The 24267-nt window shown below is 58.8% G+C and carries 26 protein-coding genes and 1 tRNA gene; 18 read left to right on the forward strand and 9 right to left on the reverse strand.

Annotation, left to right across the window (positions count from 1 at the left end; translation table 11 throughout):
- The first annotated feature begins 26 nt into the window (after positions 1 to 26).
- Positions 27 to 314 (forward strand): hypothetical protein, encoded by a 288-nt coding sequence (locus ACK9YZ_RS07085; protein WP_416066110.1) that lies wholly within the window; start codon positions 27 to 29, stop codon positions 312 to 314.
- On the opposite strand, the gene ACK9YZ_RS07090 is transcribed toward ACK9YZ_RS07085, so the two are convergent.
- Complete coding sequence (locus ACK9YZ_RS07090) at positions 315 to 602, reverse strand: hypothetical protein (protein WP_416066111.1); 288 nt, start codon at positions 600 to 602, stop codon at positions 315 to 317.
- A 58-nt stretch (positions 603 to 660) separates the two neighbouring features.
- On the opposite strand from ACK9YZ_RS07090, the gene ACK9YZ_RS07095 reads away from it, so the two are divergent.
- From ACK9YZ_RS07095 to ACK9YZ_RS07130, 8 genes are read left to right on the forward strand one after another with little or no spacing between them, the layout of a single operon-like run.
- Positions 661 to 3510, forward strand: coding sequence for a phage tail length tape measure family protein (locus ACK9YZ_RS07095; protein ID WP_416066112.1), 2850 nt, complete (start codon positions 661 to 663; stop codon positions 3508 to 3510).
- A 2-nt stretch (positions 3511 to 3512) separates the two neighbouring features.
- Positions 3513 to 4244 carry a hypothetical protein gene (locus ACK9YZ_RS07100; protein WP_416066113.1) on the forward strand — a complete coding sequence of 244 codons (732 nt, stop codon included), beginning with the start codon at positions 3513 to 3515 and terminating at the stop codon, positions 4242 to 4244.
- Positions 4244 to 4858, forward strand: a complete 615-nt coding sequence (locus ACK9YZ_RS07105; RefSeq protein ID WP_416066114.1) for a hypothetical protein — start codon at positions 4244 to 4246, stop codon at positions 4856 to 4858. The genes ACK9YZ_RS07100 and ACK9YZ_RS07105 overlap by 1 nt, the downstream gene beginning before the upstream one ends.
- Before the next feature lie 6 nt (positions 4859 to 4864).
- Positions 4865 to 5281 (forward strand): DUF6950 family protein, encoded by a 417-nt coding sequence (locus ACK9YZ_RS07110; RefSeq protein ID WP_416066115.1) that lies wholly within the window; start codon positions 4865 to 4867, stop codon positions 5279 to 5281.
- Positions 5278 to 7479 carry a hypothetical protein gene (locus ACK9YZ_RS07115; protein WP_416066116.1) on the forward strand — a complete coding sequence of 734 codons (2202 nt, stop codon included), beginning with the start codon at positions 5278 to 5280 and terminating at the stop codon, positions 7477 to 7479. The genes ACK9YZ_RS07110 and ACK9YZ_RS07115 overlap by 4 nt, the downstream gene beginning before the upstream one ends.
- 15 nt (positions 7480 to 7494) lie before the next feature.
- On the forward strand, positions 7495 to 8991 hold the full coding sequence (locus ACK9YZ_RS07120; RefSeq protein ID WP_416066117.1) for a hypothetical protein: 1497 nt from the start codon (positions 7495 to 7497) through the stop codon (positions 8989 to 8991).
- Complete coding sequence (locus tag ACK9YZ_RS07125; protein ID WP_416066118.1) at positions 8991 to 9752, forward strand: hypothetical protein; 762 nt, start codon at positions 8991 to 8993, stop codon at positions 9750 to 9752. Before ACK9YZ_RS07120 ends, ACK9YZ_RS07125 begins: the two co-directional genes overlap by 1 nt.
- Positions 9749 to 10327 (forward strand): SGNH/GDSL hydrolase family protein, encoded by a 579-nt coding sequence (locus tag ACK9YZ_RS07130; RefSeq protein ID WP_416066119.1) that lies wholly within the window; start codon positions 9749 to 9751, stop codon positions 10325 to 10327. Before ACK9YZ_RS07125 ends, ACK9YZ_RS07130 begins: the two co-directional genes overlap by 4 nt.
- Here the strand turns inward: ACK9YZ_RS07130 and ACK9YZ_RS07135 are convergent.
- A complete protein-coding gene (locus ACK9YZ_RS07135; RefSeq protein ID WP_416066120.1) occupies positions 10296 to 11327 on the reverse strand; it encodes an acyltransferase family protein in 1032 nt (343 codons plus the stop codon). The two genes, ACK9YZ_RS07130 and ACK9YZ_RS07135, sit on opposite strands and share 32 nt — an antisense overlap.
- A 163-nt stretch (positions 11328 to 11490) precedes the next feature.
- Between ACK9YZ_RS07135 and ACK9YZ_RS07140 the strand changes: the two genes are divergently transcribed.
- Both ACK9YZ_RS07140 and ACK9YZ_RS07145 read left to right on the forward strand, forming a co-directional pair.
- Positions 11491 to 12381 (forward strand): glycoside hydrolase family 108 protein, encoded by an 891-nt coding sequence (locus tag ACK9YZ_RS07140; RefSeq protein WP_416066121.1) that lies wholly within the window; start codon positions 11491 to 11493, stop codon positions 12379 to 12381.
- Positions 12362 to 12637, forward strand: coding sequence for a hypothetical protein (locus tag ACK9YZ_RS07145; protein ID WP_416066122.1), 276 nt, complete (start codon positions 12362 to 12364; stop codon positions 12635 to 12637). The genes ACK9YZ_RS07140 and ACK9YZ_RS07145 overlap by 20 nt, the downstream gene beginning before the upstream one ends.
- Positions 12638 to 13501: 864 nt before the next feature.
- On the opposite strand, the gene ACK9YZ_RS07150 is transcribed toward ACK9YZ_RS07145, so the two are convergent.
- The gene (locus tag ACK9YZ_RS07150) at positions 13502 to 13867 is read right to left on the reverse strand and encodes a hypothetical protein (RefSeq protein ID WP_416066123.1); all 366 of its coding nucleotides are present in this window, start codon (positions 13865 to 13867) and stop codon (positions 13502 to 13504) included.
- A 253-nt stretch (positions 13868 to 14120) separates the two neighbouring features.
- Here ACK9YZ_RS07150 and ACK9YZ_RS07155 point away from each other — a divergent pair, with 253 nt between their 5' ends.
- Together ACK9YZ_RS07155 and ACK9YZ_RS07160 are read left to right on the forward strand one after the other, a co-directional pair.
- Positions 14121 to 15167, forward strand: a complete 1047-nt coding sequence (locus ACK9YZ_RS07155; protein WP_416066124.1) for an IS110 family transposase — start codon at positions 14121 to 14123, stop codon at positions 15165 to 15167.
- Positions 15168 to 15500: 333 nt separating this feature from the next.
- Positions 15501 to 16121, forward strand: a complete 621-nt coding sequence (locus tag ACK9YZ_RS07160; RefSeq protein ID WP_416066125.1) for a hypothetical protein — start codon at positions 15501 to 15503, stop codon at positions 16119 to 16121.
- A gap of 282 nt (positions 16122 to 16403) precedes the next feature.
- Here ACK9YZ_RS07160 and ACK9YZ_RS07165 read toward each other — a convergent pair whose 3' ends face one another.
- The 5 genes from ACK9YZ_RS07165 to ACK9YZ_RS07185 form a co-directional block, all read right to left on the reverse strand.
- Complete coding sequence (locus ACK9YZ_RS07165; RefSeq protein WP_416066827.1) at positions 16404 to 16778, reverse strand: thermonuclease family protein; 375 nt, start codon at positions 16776 to 16778, stop codon at positions 16404 to 16406.
- A gap of 181 nt (positions 16779 to 16959) precedes the next feature.
- A complete protein-coding gene (locus ACK9YZ_RS07170; protein ID WP_416066126.1) occupies positions 16960 to 17688 on the reverse strand; it encodes an SOS response-associated peptidase family protein in 729 nt (242 codons plus the stop codon).
- A gap of 328 nt (positions 17689 to 18016) precedes the next feature.
- Positions 18017 to 18331 carry a hypothetical protein gene (locus ACK9YZ_RS07175; RefSeq protein WP_416066127.1) on the reverse strand — a complete coding sequence of 105 codons (315 nt, stop codon included), beginning with the start codon at positions 18329 to 18331 and terminating at the stop codon, positions 18017 to 18019.
- 59 nt (positions 18332 to 18390) lie between these two features.
- Complete coding sequence (locus ACK9YZ_RS07180) at positions 18391 to 18780, reverse strand: hypothetical protein (RefSeq protein ID WP_416066128.1); 390 nt, start codon at positions 18778 to 18780, stop codon at positions 18391 to 18393.
- 178 nt (positions 18781 to 18958) lie between these two features.
- A complete protein-coding gene (locus tag ACK9YZ_RS07185) occupies positions 18959 to 19198 on the reverse strand; it encodes a hypothetical protein (protein WP_416066129.1) in 240 nt (79 codons plus the stop codon).
- Positions 19199 to 19270: 72 nt separating this feature from the next.
- On the opposite strand from ACK9YZ_RS07185, the gene ligD reads away from it, so the two are divergent.
- The 3 genes from ligD (at position 19271) to ACK9YZ_RS07200 (ending at position 21585) form a co-directional block, all read left to right on the forward strand.
- Entirely contained in the window at positions 19271 to 20311 is a 1041-nt protein-coding gene (gene ligD / locus ACK9YZ_RS07190; protein ID WP_416066130.1) for a non-homologous end-joining DNA ligase, read from the forward strand.
- Positions 20312 to 20400: 89 nt separating this feature from the next.
- Entirely contained in the window at positions 20401 to 21276 is an 876-nt protein-coding gene (locus tag ACK9YZ_RS07195; protein WP_416066131.1) for a DUF2971 domain-containing protein, read from the forward strand.
- A 235-nt stretch (positions 21277 to 21511) separates the two neighbouring features.
- Positions 21512 to 21585, forward strand: a tRNA-Cys gene (locus ACK9YZ_RS07200).
- Positions 21586 to 21658: 73 nt separating this feature from the next.
- Here ACK9YZ_RS07200 and ACK9YZ_RS07205 read toward each other — a convergent pair.
- Positions 21659 to 21949: a poly-beta-1,6-N-acetyl-D-glucosamine N-deacetylase PgaB gene (locus ACK9YZ_RS07205; RefSeq protein WP_216757812.1), complete on the reverse strand. Its 291-nt coding sequence runs from the start codon at positions 21947 to 21949 to the stop codon at positions 21659 to 21661.
- A 472-nt stretch (positions 21950 to 22421) separates the two neighbouring features.
- Between ACK9YZ_RS07205 and ACK9YZ_RS07210 the strand changes: the two genes are divergently transcribed.
- Positions 22422 to 23087, forward strand: a complete 666-nt coding sequence (locus ACK9YZ_RS07210; protein ID WP_216757813.1) for a protein-L-isoaspartate O-methyltransferase family protein — start codon at positions 22422 to 22424, stop codon at positions 23085 to 23087.
- A 231-nt stretch (positions 23088 to 23318) separates the two neighbouring features.
- Positions 23319 to 24209, forward strand: coding sequence for a DUF2497 domain-containing protein (locus ACK9YZ_RS07215; RefSeq protein ID WP_416066132.1), 891 nt, complete (start codon positions 23319 to 23321; stop codon positions 24207 to 24209).
- The last annotated feature ends 58 nt before the right edge of the window (positions 24210 to 24267 follow it).

Here is a 24267-nt window from a genome sequence, read left to right on the forward strand (position 1 = left end):
AGCAGGGAAGGAAAATCGCGGTACCTGTGGCAGGCGAGCAGGTCTGGTATTGGTTCCGCGAACTCGACAGCCAGCGCACCGGGAATGGTTTCGGTGCGAATGCGATAGGGTTTCAGGCTATTGCTGAATGGTCCCGCCTTCGTGGTGTGACGCTCCGGCAGTGGCAGCTCGACGCCATCGTCGCAATGGATCTCAAGCGACGAGAGCTCATGGCGCAGAAGGCGGTCGAGAAGGAAGAGCCTGAGCAGCAGGTTTCGGAGCGACCGCTCAGCAGCCGGCTCTTCGATGCCATTTTCCCCAATAAGCGGAAGTGATCATTGTCCGATCCGCTTTTTTGTTCCGGCTTCAAAAGCGTCGACCACATCCGATTGGCTGACGAGGCCCTTTACAAAGCAGTCGTCTGCAACTGTCACGTCGTCAGCGCTCGTTATGCCTGCGCGGATCGACGACAACCTCGCCCGGCAAAAGACCGCATCGCTCAATCGAAAGGCGGCCTTGTCCGACTTATGCCGATCGCTTCTGTCGATCACCACAAAATAACCGATGCCGCCAATGACCACGACGCAGGTCACCGCGATCAGTCCCTTAAGCCATCCATCCATGCACGTCTCCTCAATTGTGCCGGGAAGATAGTTCAACTCTCGCTCCAAGGTAAAGCCAGTGACGGAAGCAACCCTCGGGTTCAAGATCGACAGCTCGCAGGCCTCGTCTGCCGCTGCCGAGCTCGACAAGCTGACCTCTGCCGCTGCTCGCACGCAACAGGCAGCCGATAAGCTCGAGACTGAGGCCGCATCGCTAGGCGGATCGCTCTCCCGTGCTGCCGACGGCGCCAGCAAGGCTGCACCGCCTATGGAGCGGATGGCGAAATCTCTTACCGACCAGGACGAACATGTCCGCGCCTTCCGCATGGAGGTGGAGCGCCTGACGCTGAAGTATCAGCCTCTCGCCCAGGCGACCCGCAATTACGAAACGGCCATCGGCGAAATCGAACGCGCCCATAAGCTAGGGGTCATCAACGCCCAGCAGATGACGCAGGCGCTTGATCGTGAGCGTCAGGCATATGAGAAGCTTCGTACCTCTGCGGCGTCTGCCGGCGCTGCCGTTAAGGCTGCAAACAGCAATAATGCTGTGTCCGGTGCCCAGCGCGCGGCAGGCATCAACGCTGGCTATCAGTTTCAGGACATCGCCGTCACCGCGGCCATGGGCATGAACCCGCTCATGATCGGCCTGCAGCAGGGTACACAGCTCGCTTCTGTGCTCGGGACGATGGAACGACCGGTCGCCGGTCTCGCGGCTGCCTTCGGCTCGCTCATCAACCCAGTCTCACTGGTGACGATCGGTCTGACCGCCGGCGTTGCAGCGCTCGTCCAGTATTTCGCGACGGCTGAGAGCGGCACTGACAAGACCAGCAAGCTGTTCGAAGAGCAGAACGAGGTAATCCGACGCGCTGCCGAGCTCTGGGGCGATGCGACCCCGGCGCTCAAGGCGTATGTCGATCAGCTCGACCGTGCTGACAAACTCACGCAAGGCCGTGAGGCTGGCGACATACTCGCCGGCCGCGAGCTTGAGGGCCTCTCAAAGAACCTCGACGCCATCCAGAAGCAGGGTGTTGCCGCCTTCCGTGCTTTGCAGGGCGACCCGCAGAACGCGACGGTTATCCGCGATCTACGCAATGCGTGCGGCGATCTGCGCGATCGATTGGACGACGGTTCTGCAACGATGGCCGACCTCAATCGCGTTCAGCGTGAGTTGGCGGCTGCGGTAACGCAGTATGGTGTTCCGGCAGTGCTGGACTTCCAAGCTGCCTTCGACAAGGTCACCGAATCTATCTACCGCGGCGTTGAGGCAGCCCAGAAAGCCCGCACCGAGTGGATCAAAGCAATCGCCGGCGGATCGAACGTTCAGGACATTGTTTCTGGCTCGACGTTCACGGATGGCGGTCGGACTTTCAGGCCATCGGACTTCATTCCAGCGAACGTCCCCACGCCGACCCGGCGGCCTCTCGATCTCGACCAAGATCCCGGCGCACCGACGATACTCAATGGCGACGGTCGACTGGTCAACGTCCCGATACCGGGGCAGAAGCCGAACTTCTTCGAGATCGAAGACCAGACGGAAAAAGTCGATGAGCTCGAAAAAGCCTATCGCCGCGCGCAGGAGGCAAAGGCCGACTTCTGGCTCGATATCAGCTTCCAGCAGCGCCAGGCCGAGCGCAGCGCAATGGATCAGCAGGTTGCGGTCACTTTGCACCGCTACGGCTTCAATGAAGATCTGAACTCGCCCGAGGCCAACGCCATCCGCCAGCAGCTTCGCGGCCAGCAGGCAAAGGAGATCGCCACTCAGTTCGGAGATGCGTTCAGCAGCGAACTCATCTCTGGCAGCCACAATATTGGCAAAGCCTTCTTAAAGGGCTTGGAAAGCACGATTCTGAGTGGGGCTTCCGACTTGTGGAAGAAGTTCTTCGACAGCATCGGCAACATGATCTTGGGAGGCTTCACCGGAGGCAAAGGCGGCGGGGCTTCGGCCGGCGTCGGCTCAATCGCCTCTGCTGTGATCGGTACGGCTGCCAATGACAATATGGGCAAGGCACCGGTTATGCCGGTTAGCCGTGCGCCGCTTGGGGACATCGCCTCTTACATCAGCCAGGCCGCGACCGCTCGGGGCATCGACCCTGACATTGCGCTGCGCGTGGCGAAATCCGAGGGCGGCTTGGCCAGTTGGAACCAGCAGTCCAACTACATCATGAAGAGCGGCATCCGCGAGCCGTCCTTCGGCCCCTTCCAGCTGTACAAGGGCGGCGGGCTCGGTAATGCCTTCATGTCGAAAACCGGTCTTGACCCGGCACTCGCGCAGAACGGCCCAGCCGGTGTCGACTTCGCCCTCGACTATGCCTCGAAGAACGGCTGGGGCGCGTGGTACGGCGCAGGCAAAGCCGGGATCGGTAACTTCGAGGGGTTCGGCGGCGCGAGCAAGACAGCTGCGGATGCCGTCAATAAGCTCGCTGATTCCGCTGGATCTGCAACTCAGGGGCTTTCACAGCTCGGCACGGGGCTCTCACAGGCCGGTCAGTCGCTGGCTGCCGGCGTCTCCGGTGGCGGCGGCGGGTTGCTTGGCGCGCTGTCCGGTGTTGGCAAGAGCATCTTCTCTTCGTCGGCCCAGTTCGCCAACGCATGGAAGCTCGGTGGCATCGGCCTCTATGCCGACGGAACGAACTATGCGCCGGGCGGTCTCTCGATCGTTGGTGAGCGCGGGCCGGAGCTCGTCAACCTCCCGCAGGGCTCGCAGGTGTTCAACACCAACCGAAGCGCCCAGATGATGGGTGCGGGCAATGACAATGGCCCGTCCTCGCCTCGGAAGCTGGAAGTCCATGTCCACGGCGGAAGTGGTGACGAGCACGTGCGCGAGCTTGCCCGGCAGGGTGCGCAGGAAGCGCTCTACCAGGACAAGATCGACCAGGCCCGCGGCGGCTTCGGAAGCACGCAGAAGAAGTTCAATTCACGGGTGGGCTGAGGATGGCGACATATACCGATCAGCCGATGTTCCCCGTGGATTTCCTGCGGCCGACGGAAGCAAGCTTCGATAACCCGGGCAGCGGCCTCGACGGCGGCGTAAATGGGGTAGGGGAGCCGATCAGCATCGAGACATCGGGCGGCGGGATCATCACCGCCACCTATTCGAACATGGTGCTTGAAGGCCCCGACGAACGCTTCGAGGTGTTGAATTGGCTGGGCGCTCGCCTCAATGGCGGGTTCCGCTTCATCAATGTGCCGATCGTCAACGACAAGATCGGCCCGTTCCCGATCATCAGGAACACGCGCCGGCCGATCATCAAGGGCATTCCCCATTCGGACGGCGCCCTGTTCTCGGATGGGTCTGGATACTCGCAAGCGACGGTCTACGGCCAGGTGACAGAGGATGCGCCGCTCAATGCCGGCATCATCTCCATGCAGGTTTTCGGTGCAGCCCGTGACCTCCGCTGGTCGGACTGGTTTTCGATCTATCACCCGGCAAAAGGCTGGCGGGTCTATCGGCACTGGGAGGTGATCGACAAGAGCGACGACGCCGATCCGATTTACCGGCTGGCGCTAAGCCCTCCGTTGCGTGAGGCCGTAACTGCTGGCACTCGCGTTGAGTTAGCCCGCCCGCGTTGCGTGATGAAGCTGCCGAAGGGCGTCACCGTCCCTTGGACCTATCGGGGCTGGTATTCGTCCCGCCCGACGGTGCAGTTCACGGAAGCGTTCTGATGGCATATTCGGCTCAATATGTGCCGGCCGAGGTCATCGAGGAGATGCGCGGCAGCCATCAGCTCGGCGTGTTCTTGCGCATCGACACAGAACCGGCGCTGCATATGTGGTTCGGGGTCAATGACGTGCCGATCGGCTTCGACGGTATCGACCCGGACGGCACGGTCTATCTTGGCGGCGGTCGACTGATCGGAGTTCCGTCGCTTGAGGTGCTCGTCAACGGCACGTCCGATGCGGTGGACTTCTCCGTCTCTGGGATAGACCCGACAACCGGCGCCAAGATGCTCGACAGCATCCCGCCGGTGCGCGGCAAGCTGGTGCAGGTCGGATTGACGACGCTCGATCGCTACTACCAGCCGATGAGCAAGATCATCCCGATCTGGACCGGAGTGGCATCACACCCGAAGGAAGCACGCCCGCCGATCCGGGAAGGCGAGACGGCAACGCTCTCGCTCAGCCTGGCAGTGGTTGCCGGCGAGAATACCCGTTCCCGACCTTCCAAGGTTCTCTGGTCGGACGCGATGCAGCGTTCGCTCTATCCGACAGATGCATTCTGCGACGGCACGCCGAGGCTTGCCCGCGGCATCCAGCCCAAATGGCCGGTCTTTAGCTGAGGCTTTATGGATATTCATCATTTCCTTGCACTCCCACACCGGTTCCGGTGGGGCGGGGTTGGTGGCGACGACTGCCTGACATTCCCGGCCTCTTGGGTCGAAAGAGTGTCCGGTATCGACCCGGCTGACGAGTTCCGCGGCACCTACAGCACGTGCCAGGAAGCACAACGCATCCTCGATTTCCACGGCGGCAACCTGGCGCTCATGGAGCGACAGCTTTCGCCCATCAAGGCAAAGCGCATCCTGGAGCCAGATACCGGCGATATCGGGCTGATCAAGGCCATGACCGGTGAGACATTCGAGGATCAGGCCGAAGCACTGATCGGGGCTATTCGCTTCGGGCCACTCTGGGCCTGCATCCACCCCAGCGGCGTCCGCGCGATCAAAGCCGAATTCGTTGCCGCATGGAGACTGCCGGCATGAGCTTGAAGACGACCTATGAAAGCGTCCCGAGCGAGGCAGAGCACTATTTCGATGCTCACCGGTGGGAATGGCAGGATCGATTTCTGCGTGGCACAACAGCGCATTACGACCCGATCTTCACACCGCTGTTTACCAGCCTGTTCACGTCGCTCGGCTTCTCGGCCGCGACTGCCGGCATTCTGGCGACAGGTGCGGCCGCTATCGCAACGACAGCGATCTCGATCGGTATCCAGGCGCTACTGGCTCCGAAACCGCCGAAGCCTGAAGACGGGAAGATCCCGAAAATTCAGTCTATCCCTTACCGCTGGTGGGGCGTCGGCCGGAACCGGATTGCAGGCGCCTACATGCTCTGGGAGGCAGTCGGCAAGAACCTCTATGCCGTTCAGGCGATCGCAGGGCATCGGATCAAGCGTATCAATCGCTGGTGGCTGCATGACGATGAGGTGGTGCTCGAAGCTGATGGCACAATCGAGGATGGCACGAACTATCGCAGGAACGTCCGCGTCTTTTACCGATACGGGACGGTGCCGGAGACGCCTTATGTCGAGATAGCCGCCAATCTTCAGGCCCAAGGCGTCTGGACCACAAACCACCGCGGCGACGGGCAGGCCTCGATCGCGATGATCGCAGCCAGCGACAAGGCAGAGCGGCAGAACAAGACATTTCCCTATGGCCCGCCTCAGCTCTCGTGCGAAGCCGATATGGCGCTTTGCTGGGATTTTCGCGACCCTCTTCAGAACCCGGAAGACCCGAACACATGGCAGTGGACGCGGAATGCGGCCGTCATCATGGCTTGGCATCAGTGCTTCAACGAGTTCGGCCATCGTCGAGACTACAAGCGCGCCATCCTGCCGGTTCTCGATATGTGGCAGGAAGAGGCGAACGTCTGCGACGAGCTCGTTCCATTGGCGGCCGGCGGCTTCGAGCGCCGCTACGAATGCAACGGCTTCGACACGACCGAGAACGACCCGAAGGCAGGGACGAACGCTATCCTCGCCTCCTGTGACGGCTGGATCTGCGAGCGCGGCGATGGAGCTCTCCTGTTCATCGTCGGCAAGTTCCGGGCGAAGTACCTCACCACCCTGACTGACGCTGACATTGTCGGCCACCAGATCGAATATGACGTGCTCTTCGAGGACGAATGCAATCGGCTGGTTCCGAAGTTCTGCTACCCGGAGATCGGATATGCCACGTCCGATACGGACTATTTCGAGGACGTCGGTGCTCAACTGACCGCCGGTCGCGTCCTGGCACAGGAGGCGAATTACCAGTGGGTGCAGCAGTGGCGGCAGGCCAGACGGCTCGGGAAGCGTGACTGGCTTCGCCTTCAGCAGAAGGTGACGGGGCAACTGAACGTCAGGCTATCGGGCATCAACTCGGTCTATAGCCGGTGGGTCCGCATAGCCGCTCCGAACATGCTTCCGAGGCTGGATGGCAAGATCGTCGAGAACCGCAAGTCAGTGCTCTCGCTCCTGCAGGGCGGCTTCGTCATGGACATCATGCAGCATCCGGAGAACATCGACATCTGGAACCCGGCTGTCGATGAAGGCCGTCAGCCGTCGACCCCGCCGAGGACGAGCCAGGCCGGAGTCCTTACGCCGGTCATCAACCTTGTTCAGGCGAGGCCCAACGGCGATAGCGTCTATGTCCGTGTCGTTATCATCGACCCGGAAGACGACAGTCTCATTCCGGTGGTTCGGTATCGTCTCGTGGACGCGGGCACTGGTTCTCCAGGGCCATGGATTGAACAGCGGTTCCCGAATCCGGTCCCGGCCGGTGGCTTCATCGACATGAGCACGAACGTCGTCCCGTCGAACAAGCTCTTGGACGTGCAGGTGGCATTCATCGCCTCTGACGGCGACTATGGGCCATGGTCGATCACGGCCAACGTCACCTCGACGGTCGATCCGACAGCGCCGGCCGCTCCGATCAACATGACAACCAACAACGCGTCTGGGACCGTTACAGTCACCGCCACAGCGGCAAATGATAACACCCGCTTCCTCGTCTTCAAGCGAGGCACCACAGGCCAGAGCTTCGCAGCGGCGACCCTGATCGGCCAGTACAACGTTATCGCCAACCAGACGATCTCATTCCCCAACACCCCTGGTCCAGGAACCTGGAAATACTGGTGCGGTGCTGAAAACGGCTCCGGCATACCTTCCGCCACCCAAGCCTCATCGACAATCACCGTCTAGAATATCGGAGTTCTCATGGTAGAGACCGCAAACACCATCTGGGCAGATGGTCCTGTCGCCGACCCTTACGACCCGGACAAAAGGCTGATCCGCGAATGGGGCACATGGGTTGAAGGCTCGATTTCGGCATTCCTTGCTAGCGGTGGCAAGGTATATGCTACACGTACAGCGCTCTATGCTGATCTGACGCAGACCGCGAATACGATGGCGTGGGTCATCAGTGACCCAACCGTTGCTCACAACGGCATTTACCAGAAGAGCGGCGCGGCAAATACCGGCTTCTGGACGCGTCTCGGCGATCTTCCCTATTCGTTCATCGTCGCGACTGATGCCGGAGCGGGAACGCCGAACGCCATTCAGGCCACAACCAGCATTCCGATCAGCCAATCCGCGCTGATTATTCTGGGCGTCTACCAGGTCAACGATGGATCTCCGGTATCGGTGACGTTCAACGGCGGGTCTCCGCTCACGGTCAAGACTAATAGCGGCAATGACGTTTCGCCGGGTGGACTCGCTGCTGGAATGCAATTGCTCGGAGTCGTTTCCGGTTCGACGTTCCGGCTCGTCAGCGATCAGGTTTCATCAGCCATCATAGCCGCTGCCGAGTTGGCAGCCGATCGAGCGGAAACAGCGGCCGCAGAAGCCGCAGACTGGGCCGACCTCGCAAAGAATAACTTTGTGCAGAACAGCTTTACCGGCGACGGCACAACAACCGATTTTCTGCTTTCAGTTGATCCTGGCAGCGCGAACAACATGATCGTGATCGTCGGAGGCGTCGCTCAGACGATCTCTGCCTATACACTGCAGCATTCGGGCGGGAATGCTTACCTCAGGATCATCTCCCCGCCGGTGCCTGCCGGGATTGAGATCGATGTTCGCTTCGGCAATAAGATCACTGTCGGCACGCCGAGCGACGGGTCTATCACCACCGTCAAGCTCGGTAGTGATGCTGTCACTGCGGCGAAGATGTCAGCTTCTGACGCTGCCAATATTCGAACAAAGATCGGAGCTGCTGGTTCGGGCGATGCACTCACGAATGCTCAGATGCCGACCGGATCTGTGGTTCAATCTGTCCTGGCGTCTGCGATCACGAACACGGCTCTGACCGCAACTATCCCCCGTGACAACACTATCCCACAGGTAACCGAGGGGACTGAGGTTCTTAACGGAAAGATTACGCCGCGCTCCACCTCCAACAAGGTCCGCGTTCGGATGACCGGATGGTTTGAGGCGAATGCTGTTCTGCATGTGATCGGCGCCATCTGCTCCTCGACCCAGTCTGACGCTATCGGCGCGATGATGGTCACTTCCCAGCCAACCGTAGGCTATGGGATGCCAATGGCTTTCGAAGCGGAATTCACCCCCGGCACGACGTCAGAAATCACGATTTCATTCCGCGCAGGCCCATCAGACGCGACCCCTGGCACCGTCCGCTTCGCATCGGCAAGCGGCGCTCATTATCTGGGCGCGGCCGGGAAAACCACGCTCGTTATCGAGGAGATTAAAGCCTAATGGTACTCAAGATCCCTCCGGCTATGATGCAGAGGAGCTTGCCTCCTCAACACCTCACAGGCTTCTATACCGCGCGCGATTTCTCAGTTCCGACAAAACGTATTGTTGTATCTCCGGGCACCTGCAGGTCTCAGGACGACACCGCAGATATAAATCTGGCCACGGCGATGATGAAGCGGCTCGACCAAGTGTGGGCGGCTGGTTCGGGGAGCGGTGGCCTTGATCAAGGCGCACTAGTCGCCAATGTCTGGTATCATTGCTTCGTCATCCTCAATCCGACGACTGGCGCGGTCGATATCATTTTCTCTGGATCGATCACGAACCCGTTGCTGCCCTCTGGCTTCACCGTGTTCCGCCGAGTCTGGTCAATTCTTACCAACGGCTCCGCGGACATCATGCCTTATTCCCAGGCCGACGACTGGTGCGCATGGGCAGTTCAGCTCAACAGTTTCTCGTCTGGCAATCTCGGCGCGTCTCCGACAGTTATCACGATGGCCACCCCTCTTGGGATCAAGGTCGAGGCGCAATTCCTGCTTCTTGTGACCTCGGGTGCTGGCAGAGTCGGTGTGATGGACCCGGATACTGGCGATCCCACGGCGGGGCTTTTCTGGCCTGTCGCGACTAAGATCAGCGCTCAAGACCTGAGTTACCGAGGGTATGTCTTCACCGATGTGAATTCGCGCGTGGTCGGATACGCGGACGCCAACATGACATCCTCCGTCATAACCATTGGCTACAGAGACCCGAGAGGCAAGCTGTGAAAGAGATCCGTATCGCTACGTGTGGCACGTCGCTGACCTACAATGGAAACTTCAACGTCTGGCAGCGCCAGGTCGAAAGAGGTTTGGTCGAAGGGAAACAGACGATCGCTCGGATCTACAATTTTGGAGAAAATGGCCAGGATAGCGCCGGCGGCCTTTTCTACCTATATCGCGCCCTCCAGACCAGACCCGAGATCGTCTCGCTCGAATACTGCATGAATGACGCATACGTGCCGCGCAACATTTCTGTTGCTCAAGCCCAGGCGAACCATCTGAACATGATCGGGCAACTGCGTGCAAACGATCCTAACGTCAAGATCTGCCTCATGACGATGAACCCGCCAGTCGCAGGCGGTTCAGTCCCTCTGACGGACCGACCAAACTGGGCGGCCTATACCCAGATGTATCGCGACATGGCCGCGAACGACCCAACGCTGACGTTGATCGACAACGCGCCCAACTGGGTTGGAGTTACCGTGTCGGAGATCCCTGACGGCGTCCACCCGACGAAGGCAGCGGTTTCCACCAGGTCGGTCCCGACGATCATCTCTTCGCTTCGGCCGCTGATCCAGTAGAAAGACCGCCGACCTTAAATCGCATTCGTTGATGCGTGGCAGAATTGATCGGGCGCTCGACGAAGCGCTCGGTCGCCCACGAAATCGCGATCACCATGGCTAAGTAGATAGCTAATCCGGTCAGCGAATCGTGGGCCATGTTCGGGAAGACGTCCAGAACAAGGGCGTGCACCAGGTAGATCGAGTAAGAGATCCTGGCGATGAAGGAGACAATCGGGAAGTGGTACTTTGTGGGGCGAACGGCCGCAGCGAGGATAACGATACCGGTTCCAAGTGCTGCTGTCATGCTTTGAAGCACCCAACCCGCGTTTCGTCCGCCTGCATATGGGATGCTGAGAGCGATAACGATAATCATTGCTCCCCACAGCAGAGCAGCCGGCTTCACCATTTTTCTGACGAACGATGATCTTTCCAGAAGAACGATCGAAGCCCCGAGCAGGAAGTGATCATAGAAAAAGACGGAAGATGGTGCCGCCCCTAGGGCGCGGATCACGATCACCGCCACCGCGATCGTGGCGAAACCACCGATCAGTTTGAGTTCATTGCCGGTGCGCACTGGAAGCGCAAGCAGCAGCAGCATCACGACAGGGAACGTGATGTAAAACCAGAATTCGATATAGAGCGTCCAAAGCACACCGACGCCGTAACCGAGCCACTCCCCGGTGATTCTCCGAAAGGTAAGCAGATCCACTAGATGCGTCTCCAGGCTTGGCCACCGCGAAGAATACATGGCGAGCGTTATCAGGCAGACACAAGCGAGTTGCACAAGGTACATCGGGTAAATGCGGCCCAACCTGCGAACTAGAAACTTGACGATGTTCTGTCCGCTCAACATGCCTTCCCGGATCAGAGACGAGCACATCAGGTAGCCGCTCAATACGAAGAACATGCTCACGCCGACCGAGCCGCCGGGGACCCATTCCGGCCGAACATGACCGATCACCACCGCTGTCGCGGCGGTAGCTCGAAGCCAATCCAGAGGCTCGATTCGATCCTGCATTCAACTCCCGATCGTTAGTCGAGAAACGCATACACGAGCCCGGCCAACGGCAACAGGGCAAAATCTCAGGAGTCATCACCAATGAACCGGGCGCATTTTTACGCCGCGGTGCGCTCGTCGTTGTTCGGCGGGCCTTTTCCCATTTCAACATCGGAGACATCCAATGCCAGTCTTTGACGGGGCAAGCGAATTCACGCGCTCTTTGCCCAAAATTCTCACCCACGAAGGGGGCTATTCCAACCATCCGGACGATCCGGGCGGTGCCACGATGAAAGGCGTCACGCAGCGCGTTTTTACGGAATTCCTGACTGCGAGCGGCCAGCCATCCCGCGATGTCCGGACCATCACCGACACCGAACTGCGGGCGATCTACCTCAAGCGTTACTGGGACATCGCCAAGCTCGACAAGCTGGCCCCCGGTGTCTCCTACGTTGTCTTTGACGGCAATGTGAACTCCGGTGTTTCGCAGTCCGTGAAGTGGCTGCAGCGTGCCTTGCAGGCGATGGGCCTGTATCAGGGAGCGATTGACGGCATCATAGGGCAGGGCACGATCCTGGCGGCCGGGGGCGTCAACGACAATGATGCCCTTATTGCCAGGATTATCGAGCGTCGTGAAGCCTTCCTCCGGTCCCTGGCTACCTTCAAGACCTTCGGCAAAGGCTGGCTCAAGCGCATCGCTGACGTGAAAGCGGTCGGCCAGGCGTGGGCAACCGGCTCTGTCGGGCCGGAAATCTCCTATGCACCAGGTGGCGAGGCAAAGGCGTTCCTGACCAGTGCGAAACCCGCGCCGAGCACGGCCATTGCAGATGCCGCAACTGGTGGCGGTGGAGGTTCCTTCACGCTCGGGAGCGCCCTTGCCGCCGCGCAGCAGCAGCTCACCCCGTTCCAGGGCAGCAGCCATCTCATCGACAATATGATCGTCGGACTGATCGTCGGCGGCTTGGTGGTCGGCGCCGCATCCTATGGCATCCGCTGGTACCAGAAGCGCCGGCAGGCCGAACGCGCGGATGCCCTCGATCTGCAGGTGGTGACCAATGTTCAAGCTACTACCTGACTGGGTTCCGATCGCCGGAGCTGCCGTCGTCGCGCTGGCGATCGGCGTCACCATCGGATTCGCCGGCGGCACATGGCACGGCAAGGCGCTCGGGAAGGAAGAGGTCCGAGCCGAAGCCGCCGTCGAGGCGGTCGACCGCATCACCAAAATGGAGAAGAACAATGCGAATTTCAGGAATCTTCCTGCTCGCGACCGTTGCCTTGTCATCATGCGTGATAGCGGGCTGCCAGAAGACAACTGCGGCCCTGAACGGTAGTGGCTATCAGATCACCCGGTTTGCCAATCCTCAGGCCGCATTGCTGGCTTCCCAAGATCCGAGTGCCGGACCGGCCATCGCCTCCAACAACAACCAGTGCCGCCAGGATGCGGCTTGCCGCAAGTAGGAGAGACGCATGGGCAGCGCTGCCGGTAGGCGGCCCTAGCCTCGGTAGTGCATTCACGTCGGACGGAACGCACGAAACATCCTACGGCAACAATCACCTCGCCGAGAGGTTGACGACGCAGGAACCGGCGCTTGTGGCAGTGTTGCAGAACGCAGCCTAACCCCACCACCCCATCATCAAATGGGGTGGTGGCACTGTCCGAGGACAAGGAAGCTGCCGAAGGCCGTCTGGGGGGATGTCATGAAAGGATTGAAAAGGGTGCCTCCCGGTCAGGGAGAGGCACCCTTTTCGTGCTAATGTCTCTGAAGACACCAGCGCACCGTAACTAGCGGACACACCACTGTGTGCAATCGGACCAAAGTCCGATGCCCGTTCATTTCGTCGCTTTCGGCCAGCGCTATTTTCCGCGTTACGCTGGCCGAGGCGCGATGCCTACGCCGTGGTAACAAACCATGCTCGGCGCACCGAAAGTGTGCGACCATTGGCCCTGAAATGATATCCGCGAAAGTACGGATAAAAACAGTCTGACACCTTACTGCATATCATCAAAACGAGCCCTCCCAGGGGTGCGAGGGGGCTCCAAGAAGCTTAGATGCCGGAACAGGTACCAAACGGCCAAGCCAAGCAGTAGGCTCACATAGCGCGTGTATTAGCGAGTCAATTCGGCTAATCCTCGAATGCCCCGCCACCTCATCATCGAAGGAGCGGTTCGGTCGAAGCGTTCTCAATCTCAATCTCTACCCGTCGATGAACGACCATCGGGGTTCGGAGAACGGCCAACGCCTTAAATCGTAGTGGTCACCGAAGTGTTTGAAGACCGCGGCCTCCTGTTCAGCCGTCAAGGTGTCATCTTCGATGCTGGCACGTAAATACGCCCTCAACTCACGAAATCCGAAAGAGCGCTCGTCCTGGTTACGCATCTCTTCAATGAAGCTGTCGAGCAATCTTCTAAATTCGTCGTCGGATTCCATAGCCGCTAGATATTTCATCACGCCGACAAAAAGAAGCCCGCCGAAGCGGGCGAAAGGTAGACCGCCGGCGATCTGATCTAAGGTTGAGGAACAAACGTCAAGCGGTCCACTAGGGAACCGAATACATTGCATAAGGTTCCGCCCTCTACCGAAGGAGTGATTGCGTGGACGCCACGCGGGTGCTGAAGCGGCGGGAGCCAAAAAGATGCCCGTCAAAGAAGCAGGCAGAGGCCGATCCCTCGTGGTGACCGGCCTCTCCCCGTTGCCACCTCGTCAGGGCTGAGCGTGGCGACGGTCTTCCGAGGCCCAACGACAAACAGCGTCATATGCATTTCCGAAATGCGCGGTAAGCCCACTGTTGTAACCACAAACAGGAGGATGACTGATGCAAAATGCCGCCACTATCGGGCTCGATCTCGCAAAACAGGTTTTCCAAGTGCACGGAACGGATGCTGAGGGCAACACACTTTTCAACCGAAAGCTCAGGCGACTCGAAGTCAAAGACTTCTTTCAGAAGCTTCCACCGTGCACCGTTGTCATGGAGGCGTGTGGCAGCGCCTATCACTGGGCCCGGGAAATCGCTGCTTTAGGTCACGAGGCCAAAATAATCCCGGCTCAACACGTCACGCCCTTCGTCAAACGAAGCAAGACAGATGCAGGCGATGCAGTCGCCATCAGCGAGGCGGCAAAAAGAAAAGGCATTCGGTTTGTTCCGATCAAAACCAAAGGGCAGCAGGCCGCGGGCATGCTCTTGCGAACGCGTACGCTTCTCGTTCGTCAGCGAGCTGGTGTCATCAACTCGGTCCGCTCACACCTGTCCGAACTGGGGCTAGTGGCCGAGAAGGGGACTACGAATGCCGGCAAACTCATTAACGCTTTCCGTACCGGGGGAGTGGATGTTCCGGATGTGGCGCGATTTGCGATCAACGAACTCGTCGACGAAATCGACGCACTAACCGTACGTATTGAACGGCTGGATCGGGAACTGGCTAGACAGGCCAAGGAAGATGAAGACTTGCGTCGTCTGATGACGGTGCCGGGGATCGGCATCCTCACCGCTGCTACGATTAAGGCTCACGTCGCTGATCCGGGTAGCTTCAAATCTTCTCGCGGTTTTTCGGCCTGGCTCGGTCTCACACCGAAACAAAACTCTAGCGGCGGAAAGGTCAGATTTGGCAAGATATCGAAGATGGGAGACGTCGAGATCCGCAGTCTTCTTTATGTCGGGGCCACGAGCATAATCGCTGGTGCACGGCGAACGGGTTTTTACCCTCACTGGCTCCTTGGGTTGTTACAAAGGCGGCCGCACAAGGTAGTCGTTGTTGCCCTGGCCAATAAACTAGCGCGGATCGTTTGGGCTCTGCTGACCAAAGGCGGAGAGTATCAGCAAGTGGGAATGAAGGTCGCAGCGCCAGACGGAGCGAAAGTATAACGCTTTCAGGATTCTGGTCGGTACGGGATGCAGGGCGTGACAGTGTCAGGGGTGGGAGAGGCCGGGACAAAATCCGATATCGAGATATCGTGGAGCCAATGGGACACCCACTCCAACACGTACGATCGTTTTAGCGCACCTTCGGGAATGACGCAGCAGCGGCGGTCATGTCATTGCATTTATTCATCCAAACCGACCTGGGTGGCGGGTCGCGCGGTCTTCACCGGGCGGCCCGTTCTTTTTAGGAAACTGCGTAAGAGATACCGGGGCCTCCGCTCAGGCAAAATGACATGGCGTTGAAAGGGCAGGGCATAACAAGGGATGACGGATGACATGAGCAACATCACTGATGCACACCGGACATATACCGATGCCATCACCGCCCAGCTTGGCGAACGAGTAACAAACCTCGGCCGCAGGCAGACGGATCTCGAAGCGGAGATGCGGGCGGGCTTCAAAGGCATAGATGCCGCAGTCACGGCGCTGGCGAACGAAACACGTGCATCGATCGCAGCATTGTCGACGAACCTTGCCGAGCGCAATAAGCCCCAATGGCAGGCGCTGGGTGTGGCATTGACGTTTGCCGCCATGCTCGGCGGCTTGGCCTATCTACCGATCCGCGAAGCGACCAGCGACTTGAAACAGTCGGTTGGCATCCTGGCCGACAAGATGGTTACGCGGCAGGAGATGGAGTGGAGGGCCGCGAGAGGGACCGAAGACCGTGCTCGGACCGATGCGAACGTGAAGGAACTGCGTGACGCACAGGTGCCGCGGGCAGAGCTGGACCGCGTCTTCGGCAGTTACGACCAACGCTTCGTTGACCAGCAGCGCCAGATCGACGAGGTGAAGACGGCTCAGGGCGCGGTGTACGGGGCGAGGGACATTCTCTTGGACCTCAGAGAGCGGATTGACCGGATGGAGCGCCAGCGTCTGTCTGCGGCGGCAGGCGGCTAGTGCCTCCAGAGAGCGGTTAGGGCAAAAAGGAACGCTACCGTCCCATATGCGTTTTCGTAGCAAACAACGCGAGCGGAAGTAATGCCCCACACACCTAAGCCAGCGATACGAGGAATGTTCATCTACGTGATCGCACTCATCGCGCTCGGCTTGATCGTTGGCGGGATCTATACGAGGTACGGGCGCCCAGCAGACCCGTCCGAACACTCAGCATCTGAGACAATTCCAAAGGCGCCAGCCACCGCAAATTAGTCTCGCTGCGCGGTCGCTGTGCGACAGGGCTTAGTCGCCACACCAATCGTTTCTATGATCCGGTCGCCACTCTCGAGCAAAGCCCTCATTGAGCAGCTTGGCCCCGATCTCTTCCCCATTCGTTCGGTAGATGTTGATCAGCGGGCGGTGTTTCGGGGTGTTGTCATAGCCCTTGATTTCGATCAGCAGGCCGCGTTCTTCCAAAAGCTCTTTCAGCCTTCCCTTGGCGATCAGCGCCAGCTTCCGTTCCTTGATGCATTTCGCGTGCGATCCGATTTCCGGTGTATCTATACCCCATTGGAACGGCACTCCCCCTCCTAGCAATCGCATAAGCTGTCCGTCGCAGCGCACGGTGTCGCCGTCGACGGCCGTCAGGCTGGCGCACATCATCATAGCCGCGATCATTGCGGTTTCACCGGGCCGTTTCTCGGCTCCTTGAATGGGTAATGTCCCCAGCACCACCAGCGCGTCTCCTGCGCCTTTCCGGTAGAGAATCCGAATCCACCCCATTTGCGGCAGCCGGCAACAGTGCAATAGTGCTCGACGATAATGTTGGCGCCAGGCGCCGTTGAATGTCCCTCGATACTCACGCCGTTACCTGCTCAGGCGGCAGCAGCACAAGTTGGTCGTCGCGCAACGGGCGCTGCAGCTTGCGGGCCTCCTCCCAAGGGGCGGTTAGCCACACTTCGATCTCATCGCTGGTCGTCAGGATCACCGGCATGGCCTTCTGATGGACTGGCTCAACGATGCCGTTGGGCTCGGTTGTAAGGAAGCCGTAGAGGTCATTGACCGTCAGCCCCTCCTTGACTTTCCTCACGCTCTCCCACTGCGGCACCCATATGCCGGCGAAGAACATCAGTGGACAGCTTGGGTCTGCGGCAAACCATGCGTTGGGCGTCCGGCCACCTTCAGGCTTGTTGGCTGGGTCTGGCTCTGCAAACGAAGTGACGGGGACGACGCACCGGAACTCGACGCCGTGCCAGCGCTTCCAATGCTTGCTCTCGACATTGCGGACGTTCGTCGTGCCACCATCAGGCTCCATCTTGAGGAGTTGTTGGAAGTCCACCTCCTTGCCCTTCTTGCGGAGGCCATCGGCTCTCTTTGTGGCGGCCTGGTATATCGCTTGAGATGAACTCGGCAGACCCCACCGCACGTTGGCAAGCTCGCGTCCAGATGGCGTGTTGCGGACGATCGGTGCCTTATAGTCTGGCCAGACTTCGGTGACGGGCTCCATATTACCCGTGCTGTCAATCATCGCCCTCGTAATTGAGCGAATGGCCTCCTGGTTGCTCATCATCCGGTAGAGATTACACACATCGCCCTCCTTTGGTGTCCACGCGCCCTCACGGCTTACCTCATCTACGTCAATAAACTGGCCGTGCCATCTGTCCCTAAACTGCCTAGCAGCTCCTCGATTGCTAAAGCAGAACACAAGATACTCGTCCCACTCAATCCAAGCGCTAAAGTTTTTCGAGTCCTTTTCAAGGCGTATTGCACAGGCAAGGATTTCGCCTCGCTGTCGGAGGTCATGGGCCTGCTCTCCTGTCTGATAGTTTCCCCACCAGATGGCGACATGGTGTGGCAAAAGACGATTCAAATTCGCCCAGGTGTAAGAGCTCTTTCTCCGGTCAGCCATCTTAAACCTATAGTGTCTCGTCCCGCCAAACCGGCATCCTCACTTCCTTAATGCCAGCCAAGCGGCGTACAGGAAGCTTGCCGATCTCCGACCGAGAGGGGACGTAAACGGTCACATCCATGTAGTCGCGTTTATTGCATTTCAGGCAGATGAACTTCAGGCGGTTGATGGTTGTGTCCTTGCGGAGTTTGAGGATGTCGTCGGGCAGGAAGCGCCGCGTCGTGTTGCAAAGACCGCACCGGACGACGAGGATGTGCCCGACCGCGCTCGCGTCTGTCAAAGACCAGCGCGCGAGCTTCTTCGAATGGTTCATTTCCGGCATGGTAGAGTTGGCGTCGTCTCTTAGGCTGCCAGCAGCTCGGGAAGCCGCGAGGGCGGTGACTAGGTCAGGTATCCTCTTTCCCTAACGCGGTCGTACAGAGCTTTGAAGGCTAGATCGATGTCTTCCTCGAAGGCGAACCACATCGGCTCCTTCGCGCTTATGTCGCCGCAGTCACTGTAGACCCCACAGGCACGGTCGTTAGCCTCGCCAGAGGCAACCACGAAAATCCCCATCGGGGCGCAGGTTTCCATATCGAAGGCGTGGGCCAGGTGGAGTTCGAATTGCCCCATATTTTCAAAGCCAGTTCCGACGGCCAGGGATATCGCGGCGCGAACCGCAGGGGGAAGCTCATGAACGCTCACTGGGATAGGCGGCGTCCAGTAGGTGCCAACCGGGTTCCTCTCGAAATCGTCTTCTTGGCGCAGTTCATCGATCGGCAAATTACCCATAGCCGTCATCCTTTGGTCCGAGTGGTGATGCCTGAGAGGAGGCGCTAAGGGCCGCGCGGCATTCTTTGGTGTCTAACAAGGAGGTAGCCGCGCCGTCCGTCCTATCCCTTGGGATGTTCTTATTATGTTCTCGTTTTCGACGGAGTCAAGGACGAAGATTCTGGAACGCTAAAACCAGTCAGAGGAAGCCTCGTCGTTTCAGGACGTTCAAAGCGGCCTCGACTTCTGCGTTGGCCTCCATCATCAGCGCCTGATTATCGGCAAGTTCGATCAACGAAACCAGAACCTCTTCCGGCTTCCATCCCGCCTGAACGGCCCGATCGACGAGATCCTGAAACTCGATGTGCAATGCGTCCTGGCAGCGCAGGAAGCGATCGGGGTCTTTCTCGGGAATGGTCGGCGGTGGGATCTTGCTCATCGCTTTAAACTTGCCTCCTTGCCCATCGTATCGATAGGCGGCATTTTAAGCATTTGCTGATGGAGTGGTCGCATGACCAAGCCTCCGAAGTCAACGCCGCTCCTTCACGCCGACAAGCCGCTGCGCTCGCGAGCGCGCAAGCCACGCGACCCGTCGCAGCCAGGTCTTCCCCTCGACCCTATGCCGGCGCGGATTGAGCCTTGTCTCGCACTACTGAAACCAAAGCCGCCAAAAGGCGATCAGTGGACTTTCGAAGTGAAGTGGGACGGGTACCGCGTTGCGGTCCACATCGAGCCGAAGGGTATTCGCATTCTGACACGCGGCGGCCATGACTGGACACACCGCTTCCCGACGATTGCTGCCGAGGCGCAGCAGCTCGGCGTGGCTACAGCGATCATCGACGGTGAAGCCGTAGTGCTTGATGAACGAGGCCGGTCCGACTTCAACCTGCTGCAGCACTCGCTCGGCGGCCGCGGCGGCAAGCTGAACTCCGGCGCATCGGTCTTGATGGCCTTCGATCTTCTGTATTTCGATGGTCACGATCTGACGCAGACCGAGCTTTCCACACGCCGGCACCTGCTCGAAGGCCTGATCGTTACTGGCCGGGAAAGCGCCATCCGGCTTTCGGAGGAGGTCGAGGCGGATGGCGAGCAGCTCCTGAAGGCAGCATGTGAGCACGGCCTCGAGGGAATCATCGCGAAAGATCGCAACAGCACTTATCGCGCCGGTCGGCTTGGCGACTGGCTGAAGATCAAATGCATCCAAAGCGACAGCTTCGCGATCGTCGGCTGGGAAAAGTCGATGGTGGCCCGGGGCCATATCGGCTCCCTGCTGCTCGGGGCAAAGAAGGACGACAAGCTCGTCTATGTCGGCTCGGTCGGTACCGGCATCAAAGACAGCGAGGCATGGAAGCTGCGCGGGATCATGGACAAACTGAAGGCGGCGAGGGCGCCGGTGGCCTATAGCGGGCGCCGGAAAGATATCACCTGGTTGAAGCCGAAGCTCATTGCTGAGATCGAGTACCGAGCGTGGACGAGCGACGGTAAGCTGCGGCATGCGTCTTATAAGGGGCAGCGCGAGGGAGAAGACGCTGCGGTTATCTTAGAGCTTTGAACAATTGAAAGTCTGTCCGCCTTGCAAATTGCTTACCTGGTCTTCTTAATTGCTGTCAGAGACTCAATAATTTGACCGCGGCGTTGCAGATGGCATTTTTCGACTACCGTCCTACTACAACTCTTTATCATTATTGCTCCGGGGGGAGTTTCGAGGGGATAACAACGAACGGCTCCATTTGGCTAAGCGACCTGCAATATGCAAACGATCCAAAGGAGCTTCAGCTTGCGGCGATCATAGATCGGGTCATGACCGAGATGATTCGTGACGCAACCTCATTCCGAGACCGCGAAGCATACGCTCGTCTTAAGGTGGAGTTGCAAAAGCTCAAAAACAGGCTCTGGATGCATTCATTCAGCGTTTCAACGAAACCTGATCAACTGCCAATGTGGCAGGAGTATACAGACCGCGGAAGAGGTTTTTGCATTGGGTTCAAGCCGTCCGCATTTGATGACATGTCGGTGCGTGTTCAGAAAGTTCGGTACGTGACTCCGGAGAATTTATCTGCATTACACTCTGCGATCGCTGTGATAGCGGCACCCCTTGTGGGGCATGTCAACGATCACTTCAAAAGAATTGACTGTACCACGCAACTCCTCAGTCTGATTACGGCAACGAAAGACCACTCCTGGGCACACGAAAACGAAATAAGACTGATCTTTTCCAGCATGACGCGCCCTTCGATTGACGGCCGTGTCAACGTTCCTGTCGGGATGTTGAAGGATGGGACGGAGATAATGCCCAGCGATCCGCTTATGCGGCGTCGCGGTGAAGTTGATGTGCCGTATTTCAACATGAAGTTCGGTAGATATAGACGCGGCAATTGGAATCCATACGGTGCGATAGCCGAAGTAATCGTAGGGCCCAATAGCTCCCTAACGCTGGATGAAGTGTCGGCTAATTTGCGGTCGAAAGGGTATTTAGGCGTGGCGGTACGCTCGTCTCAATGTTCGTTCAGGCCGTAGAGCCAGTACCAAACTTCTGGGGGAAACAAGCCGTTCGGGGCCGCCACTCGTTTTTGTCAGAGGTGACCTGACGTTGAAGCCTTTCGATCATAACCATGGAACGAAGGAACGTTCTGGAAACAGTTATTCAGAATGAAAAAAGGACCGAATTCAGAATGAAGCCTCTTGCGCTTCCGTTAGGATCATTCTAAATCCGCGCCACCACACGATATTTAGACATATCGGTCAGAGGTGAGGCCTCGTGGCGGAGTGGTGACGCAGAGGACTGCAAATCCTTGTACCCCGGTTCAATTCCGGGCGAGGCCTCCAACATTTTCTCACCATGACATAGAAATCCGGCCGCTTTATAGACGAGGCGCGGCACCGCTGCGTCAGTCTCGTATCACCAGATGCCGGGAACCTTTGCGAAATCGAATTGCGCTGGTGTGATCCCGGTCAGGCAATAAAGCGCCCGCAATCCACCGCTGCGCAGGCCAGCCAGATAGTTGGCATCGTCTTCTGCCGTGTCGTTCTCTATCCGCACATCGGGGCCGAGCAGCCGCTGCAGCGCCTGCGCCGAGATACGTGTGAAATTGCAGATGGCGCCGCTTTTGAACTTCACAAGCAGCAACCGCGCCTCCGGATTATAGTGAAGCGCTTCGATATCTGGCGATCGGATGGCGAAGGTTTGCATGCCGCTAACCTAGCGAAAGCCGCGACTGGCGCAACAACATGGTTGATATAGAGTTAATGATGCAATCGGCCGTGCCAGTTTGATCCGGCTGGCTGCCGAAATCCATTTCTCCGGCGCGCCGAGCAAGCGGCCAAGCAACTTTTACTGAGAGAATACGATCTGTTCAGGTCGATTTGCCGTCCAGCAGCCCGCAGCAGAATATGCCGACGAGCACTGCAGCGATGAAAATGTCGAACAGCGTGAAATATTCCAGAACGGCAGACATGGCCTGCTCCTCCTCATTTCCTCCGATTAGAACAATATCCTGAAATCGCAATTTGTTCCACGCAGAAGTTGCGGCAATCGTTTTTCAGCTGTTGCATGCGGGGAGGGGTTTCCGGGATTCTTCAAACGCGCATCCGGCAAGCCTTGAAAGCAATCGTGCCGGAGATTAAGAGACGGAAGACTGAACCGCTTTCATCGGCGAGAGGATATGATGGATTTCGAAGCAGCACGCGTAAAGATGGTCGACAACCAGGTCCGCACCACGGACGTTACCTCGCATTCGGTGCTGACGGCCTTCCTCACCGTCCCGCGCGAGACATTCGTGCCGGAGAAAGCGAAGGCGCTGGCCTATATCGACAATGATATCGAAATTGCTCCGGCTGCTGCCGGCAATCCCGGCCGTTTCCTCATGGAGGCGTCGCCGCTCGCCAAGCTGCTGCAGCTCGCAGCCATCACTAAGGATGACGCCGTTCTCGAAGTCGGCGCCGGCACCGGTTACGCGTCCGCGCTGCTGTCGCTGATCGCAGGCTCTGTTGTGGCGCTCGAATCGGACGAGACCCTTGCTGCTGAAGCCAAGGCAAATCTCGCTGGTTATGCAAATGTGCAGGTCGTAACTGGCCCGCTCGATAAGGGCAATGCCGCCGGCGCTCCTTATGATCTGATCTTCATCAACGGTTCGGTGGAAGAAGTCCCAGCGGCACTTCTCGGCCAGTTGCAGGATGGCGGCCGTCTTGTTGCCGTGCAGGGTTATGGCAATGCCGCGCGCGCGAAGGTCTTCGTCAGCGAGCGCGGCGCTGTTTCCGAAAACGTCTTCTTCAATGCGTCCGTCAAGCCGCTGCCCGGTTTCGCCAAGGCTCGCGAGTTCGTATTCTAAGGCGTTTCTGCCGCCGATTTTTTGAGCGGGCGCCATCGGCGCCCGTTTTCTTTTCGGCTGTCAAAAAAGCCTTCACAGACTTCGCTTACACTTGGGTAACAAAACTGTGCACGGCTGCATTTGTTTGATTCGCGCTGATTTTTTTCCCCTTTGGGGTATTCTAAGGTCATGGTGATTCGGATGCATACTCCACGCCGTCCGATCGTTGTTTAAGGGATAACGGGGATAGATATGGCTCAGCCAGGTGTAGTGCGTGAACCGTCCATGGAAGAGATCCTGGCCTCCATTCGCCAGATCATCGAAAGCAATGAGCCAGGCGCGGGAAAGGCGATATCCGCCTCGCTTCCCCCTGTTTACGGTGCGGAAGAGGAAAACGACTCCGAAATCCATCTGACGGTTGACGACACCTATGCTGGCATCGAGTTCCCGGAGCCTCCAGCGTTGCGTGGCGATCCGCGTTTCGTCGCTGCAAATTCCGCCGGTAGCGCTCCGGAGCCGGAAATGCCTGCTCGCGCCATGTCGCTTGCCGATGTCGCAGCCCGCGTCCGTGCCGCTTCCGAGCGCAGCGCTGTTCAGGCCGGCCAGGCTCTCCGTGACATGCCCCAGCCGTCCCGCGAACCGCAGCCGCAATTCGAGTCGCAGCCAGCCTATGAAGCGCCGCGCGCCGCTGCCGCTCCGCGTCCGGTCGAGCCAGCTACGGCTCCCCGCGTTGTTCCGATTGTTCCCGTCGCCCAATATGCTGCCGAGCCTGCACCCGTCTTTGCCGAGCCGCGCCTGCCCGAGGTTCCGCAGCCTGCGCTCGTCGAGGAGTCACCCGTGCTTCCCGCTGTTGAACTGCGCGTCGAGCCGGTAGCCTTCCAGCCCGCCGAGCTTGCGCCTGCGCGTGTCGAAGAAGCGCAGCCGTCACTTCTGTCCCAGAACACCGGCCTGCAGGTTGCCCGCTCCTTCGAAGAGCTTGCCGCTGCCATCGATGGTGCCGCCGAACGCCGCTCTCTTGATGAGATCGCCGAAGACATGCTGCGTCCGATGCTGCGCGAGTGGCTGGACGACAACCTGCCGACGCTCGTCGAACGTCTCGTGCGCGAAGAGATCGAACGCGTGGCGCGCGGCCCGCGCCGCTGATCGGACCGCTTTTCCAGGCAAGAGCCGCTCCGGTCTCCGGGGCGGCTTTTTTATTGAC

Source organism: Rhizobium sp. ZK1 (genome assembly GCF_047782645.1).
Lineage (GTDB): Bacteria > Pseudomonadota > Alphaproteobacteria > Rhizobiales > Rhizobiaceae > Rhizobium.

What these genes read in the sequence shown, in the direction of transcription:
- ACK9YZ_RS07090 (WP_416066111.1), bottom strand. Translation starts at nt 602, where the DNA reads ATGGATGGATGGCTTAAGGGACTGATCGCGGTGACCTGCGTCGTGGTC.
- ACK9YZ_RS07100 (WP_416066113.1), top strand. Translation starts at nt 3,513, where the DNA reads ATGGCGACATATACCGATCAGCCGATGTTCCCCGTGGATTTCCTGCGG.
- ACK9YZ_RS07105 (WP_416066114.1), top strand. Translation starts at nt 4,244, where the DNA reads ATGGCATATTCGGCTCAATATGTGCCGGCCGAGGTCATCGAGGAGATG.
- ACK9YZ_RS07110 (WP_416066115.1), top strand. Translation starts at nt 4,865, where the DNA reads ATGGATATTCATCATTTCCTTGCACTCCCACACCGGTTCCGGTGGGGC.
- ACK9YZ_RS07115 (WP_416066116.1), top strand. Translation starts at nt 5,278, where the DNA reads ATGAGCTTGAAGACGACCTATGAAAGCGTCCCGAGCGAGGCAGAGCAC.
- ACK9YZ_RS07120 (WP_416066117.1), top strand. Translation starts at nt 7,495, where the DNA reads ATGGTAGAGACCGCAAACACCATCTGGGCAGATGGTCCTGTCGCCGAC.
- ACK9YZ_RS07125 (WP_416066118.1), top strand. Translation starts at nt 8,991, where the DNA reads ATGGTACTCAAGATCCCTCCGGCTATGATGCAGAGGAGCTTGCCTCCT.
- ACK9YZ_RS07135 (WP_416066120.1), bottom strand. Translation starts at nt 11,327, where the DNA reads ATGCAGGATCGAATCGAGCCTCTGGATTGGCTTCGAGCTACCGCCGCG.
- ACK9YZ_RS07140 (WP_416066121.1), top strand. Translation starts at nt 11,491, where the DNA reads ATGCCAGTCTTTGACGGGGCAAGCGAATTCACGCGCTCTTTGCCCAAA.
- ACK9YZ_RS07145 (WP_416066122.1), top strand. Translation starts at nt 12,362, where the DNA reads ATGTTCAAGCTACTACCTGACTGGGTTCCGATCGCCGGAGCTGCCGTC.
- ACK9YZ_RS07150 (WP_416066123.1), bottom strand. Translation starts at nt 13,867, where the DNA reads ATGCAATGTATTCGGTTCCCTAGTGGACCGCTTGACGTTTGTTCCTCA.
- ACK9YZ_RS07155 (WP_416066124.1), top strand. Translation starts at nt 14,121, where the DNA reads ATGCAAAATGCCGCCACTATCGGGCTCGATCTCGCAAAACAGGTTTTC.
- ACK9YZ_RS07160 (WP_416066125.1), top strand. Translation starts at nt 15,501, where the DNA reads ATGAGCAACATCACTGATGCACACCGGACATATACCGATGCCATCACC.
- ACK9YZ_RS07165 (WP_416066827.1), bottom strand. Translation starts at nt 16,778, where the DNA reads ATGATCGCGGCTATGATGATGTGCGCCAGCCTGACGGCCGTCGACGGC.
- ACK9YZ_RS07175 (WP_416066127.1), bottom strand. Translation starts at nt 18,331, where the DNA reads ATGCCGGAAATGAACCATTCGAAGAAGCTCGCGCGCTGGTCTTTGACA.
- ACK9YZ_RS07180 (WP_416066128.1), bottom strand. Translation starts at nt 18,780, where the DNA reads ATGGGTAATTTGCCGATCGATGAACTGCGCCAAGAAGACGATTTCGAG.
- ACK9YZ_RS07185 (WP_416066129.1), bottom strand. Translation starts at nt 19,198, where the DNA reads ATGAGCAAGATCCCACCGCCGACCATTCCCGAGAAAGACCCCGATCGC.
- ligD (WP_416066130.1), top strand. Translation starts at nt 19,271, where the DNA reads ATGACCAAGCCTCCGAAGTCAACGCCGCTCCTTCACGCCGACAAGCCG.
- ACK9YZ_RS07195 (WP_416066131.1), top strand. Translation starts at nt 20,401, where the DNA reads ATGGCATTTTTCGACTACCGTCCTACTACAACTCTTTATCATTATTGC.
- ACK9YZ_RS07205 (WP_216757812.1), bottom strand. Translation starts at nt 21,949, where the DNA reads ATGCAAACCTTCGCCATCCGATCGCCAGATATCGAAGCGCTTCACTAT.
- ACK9YZ_RS07210 (WP_216757813.1), top strand. Translation starts at nt 22,422, where the DNA reads ATGATGGATTTCGAAGCAGCACGCGTAAAGATGGTCGACAACCAGGTC.
- ACK9YZ_RS07215 (WP_416066132.1), top strand. Translation starts at nt 23,319, where the DNA reads ATGGCTCAGCCAGGTGTAGTGCGTGAACCGTCCATGGAAGAGATCCTG.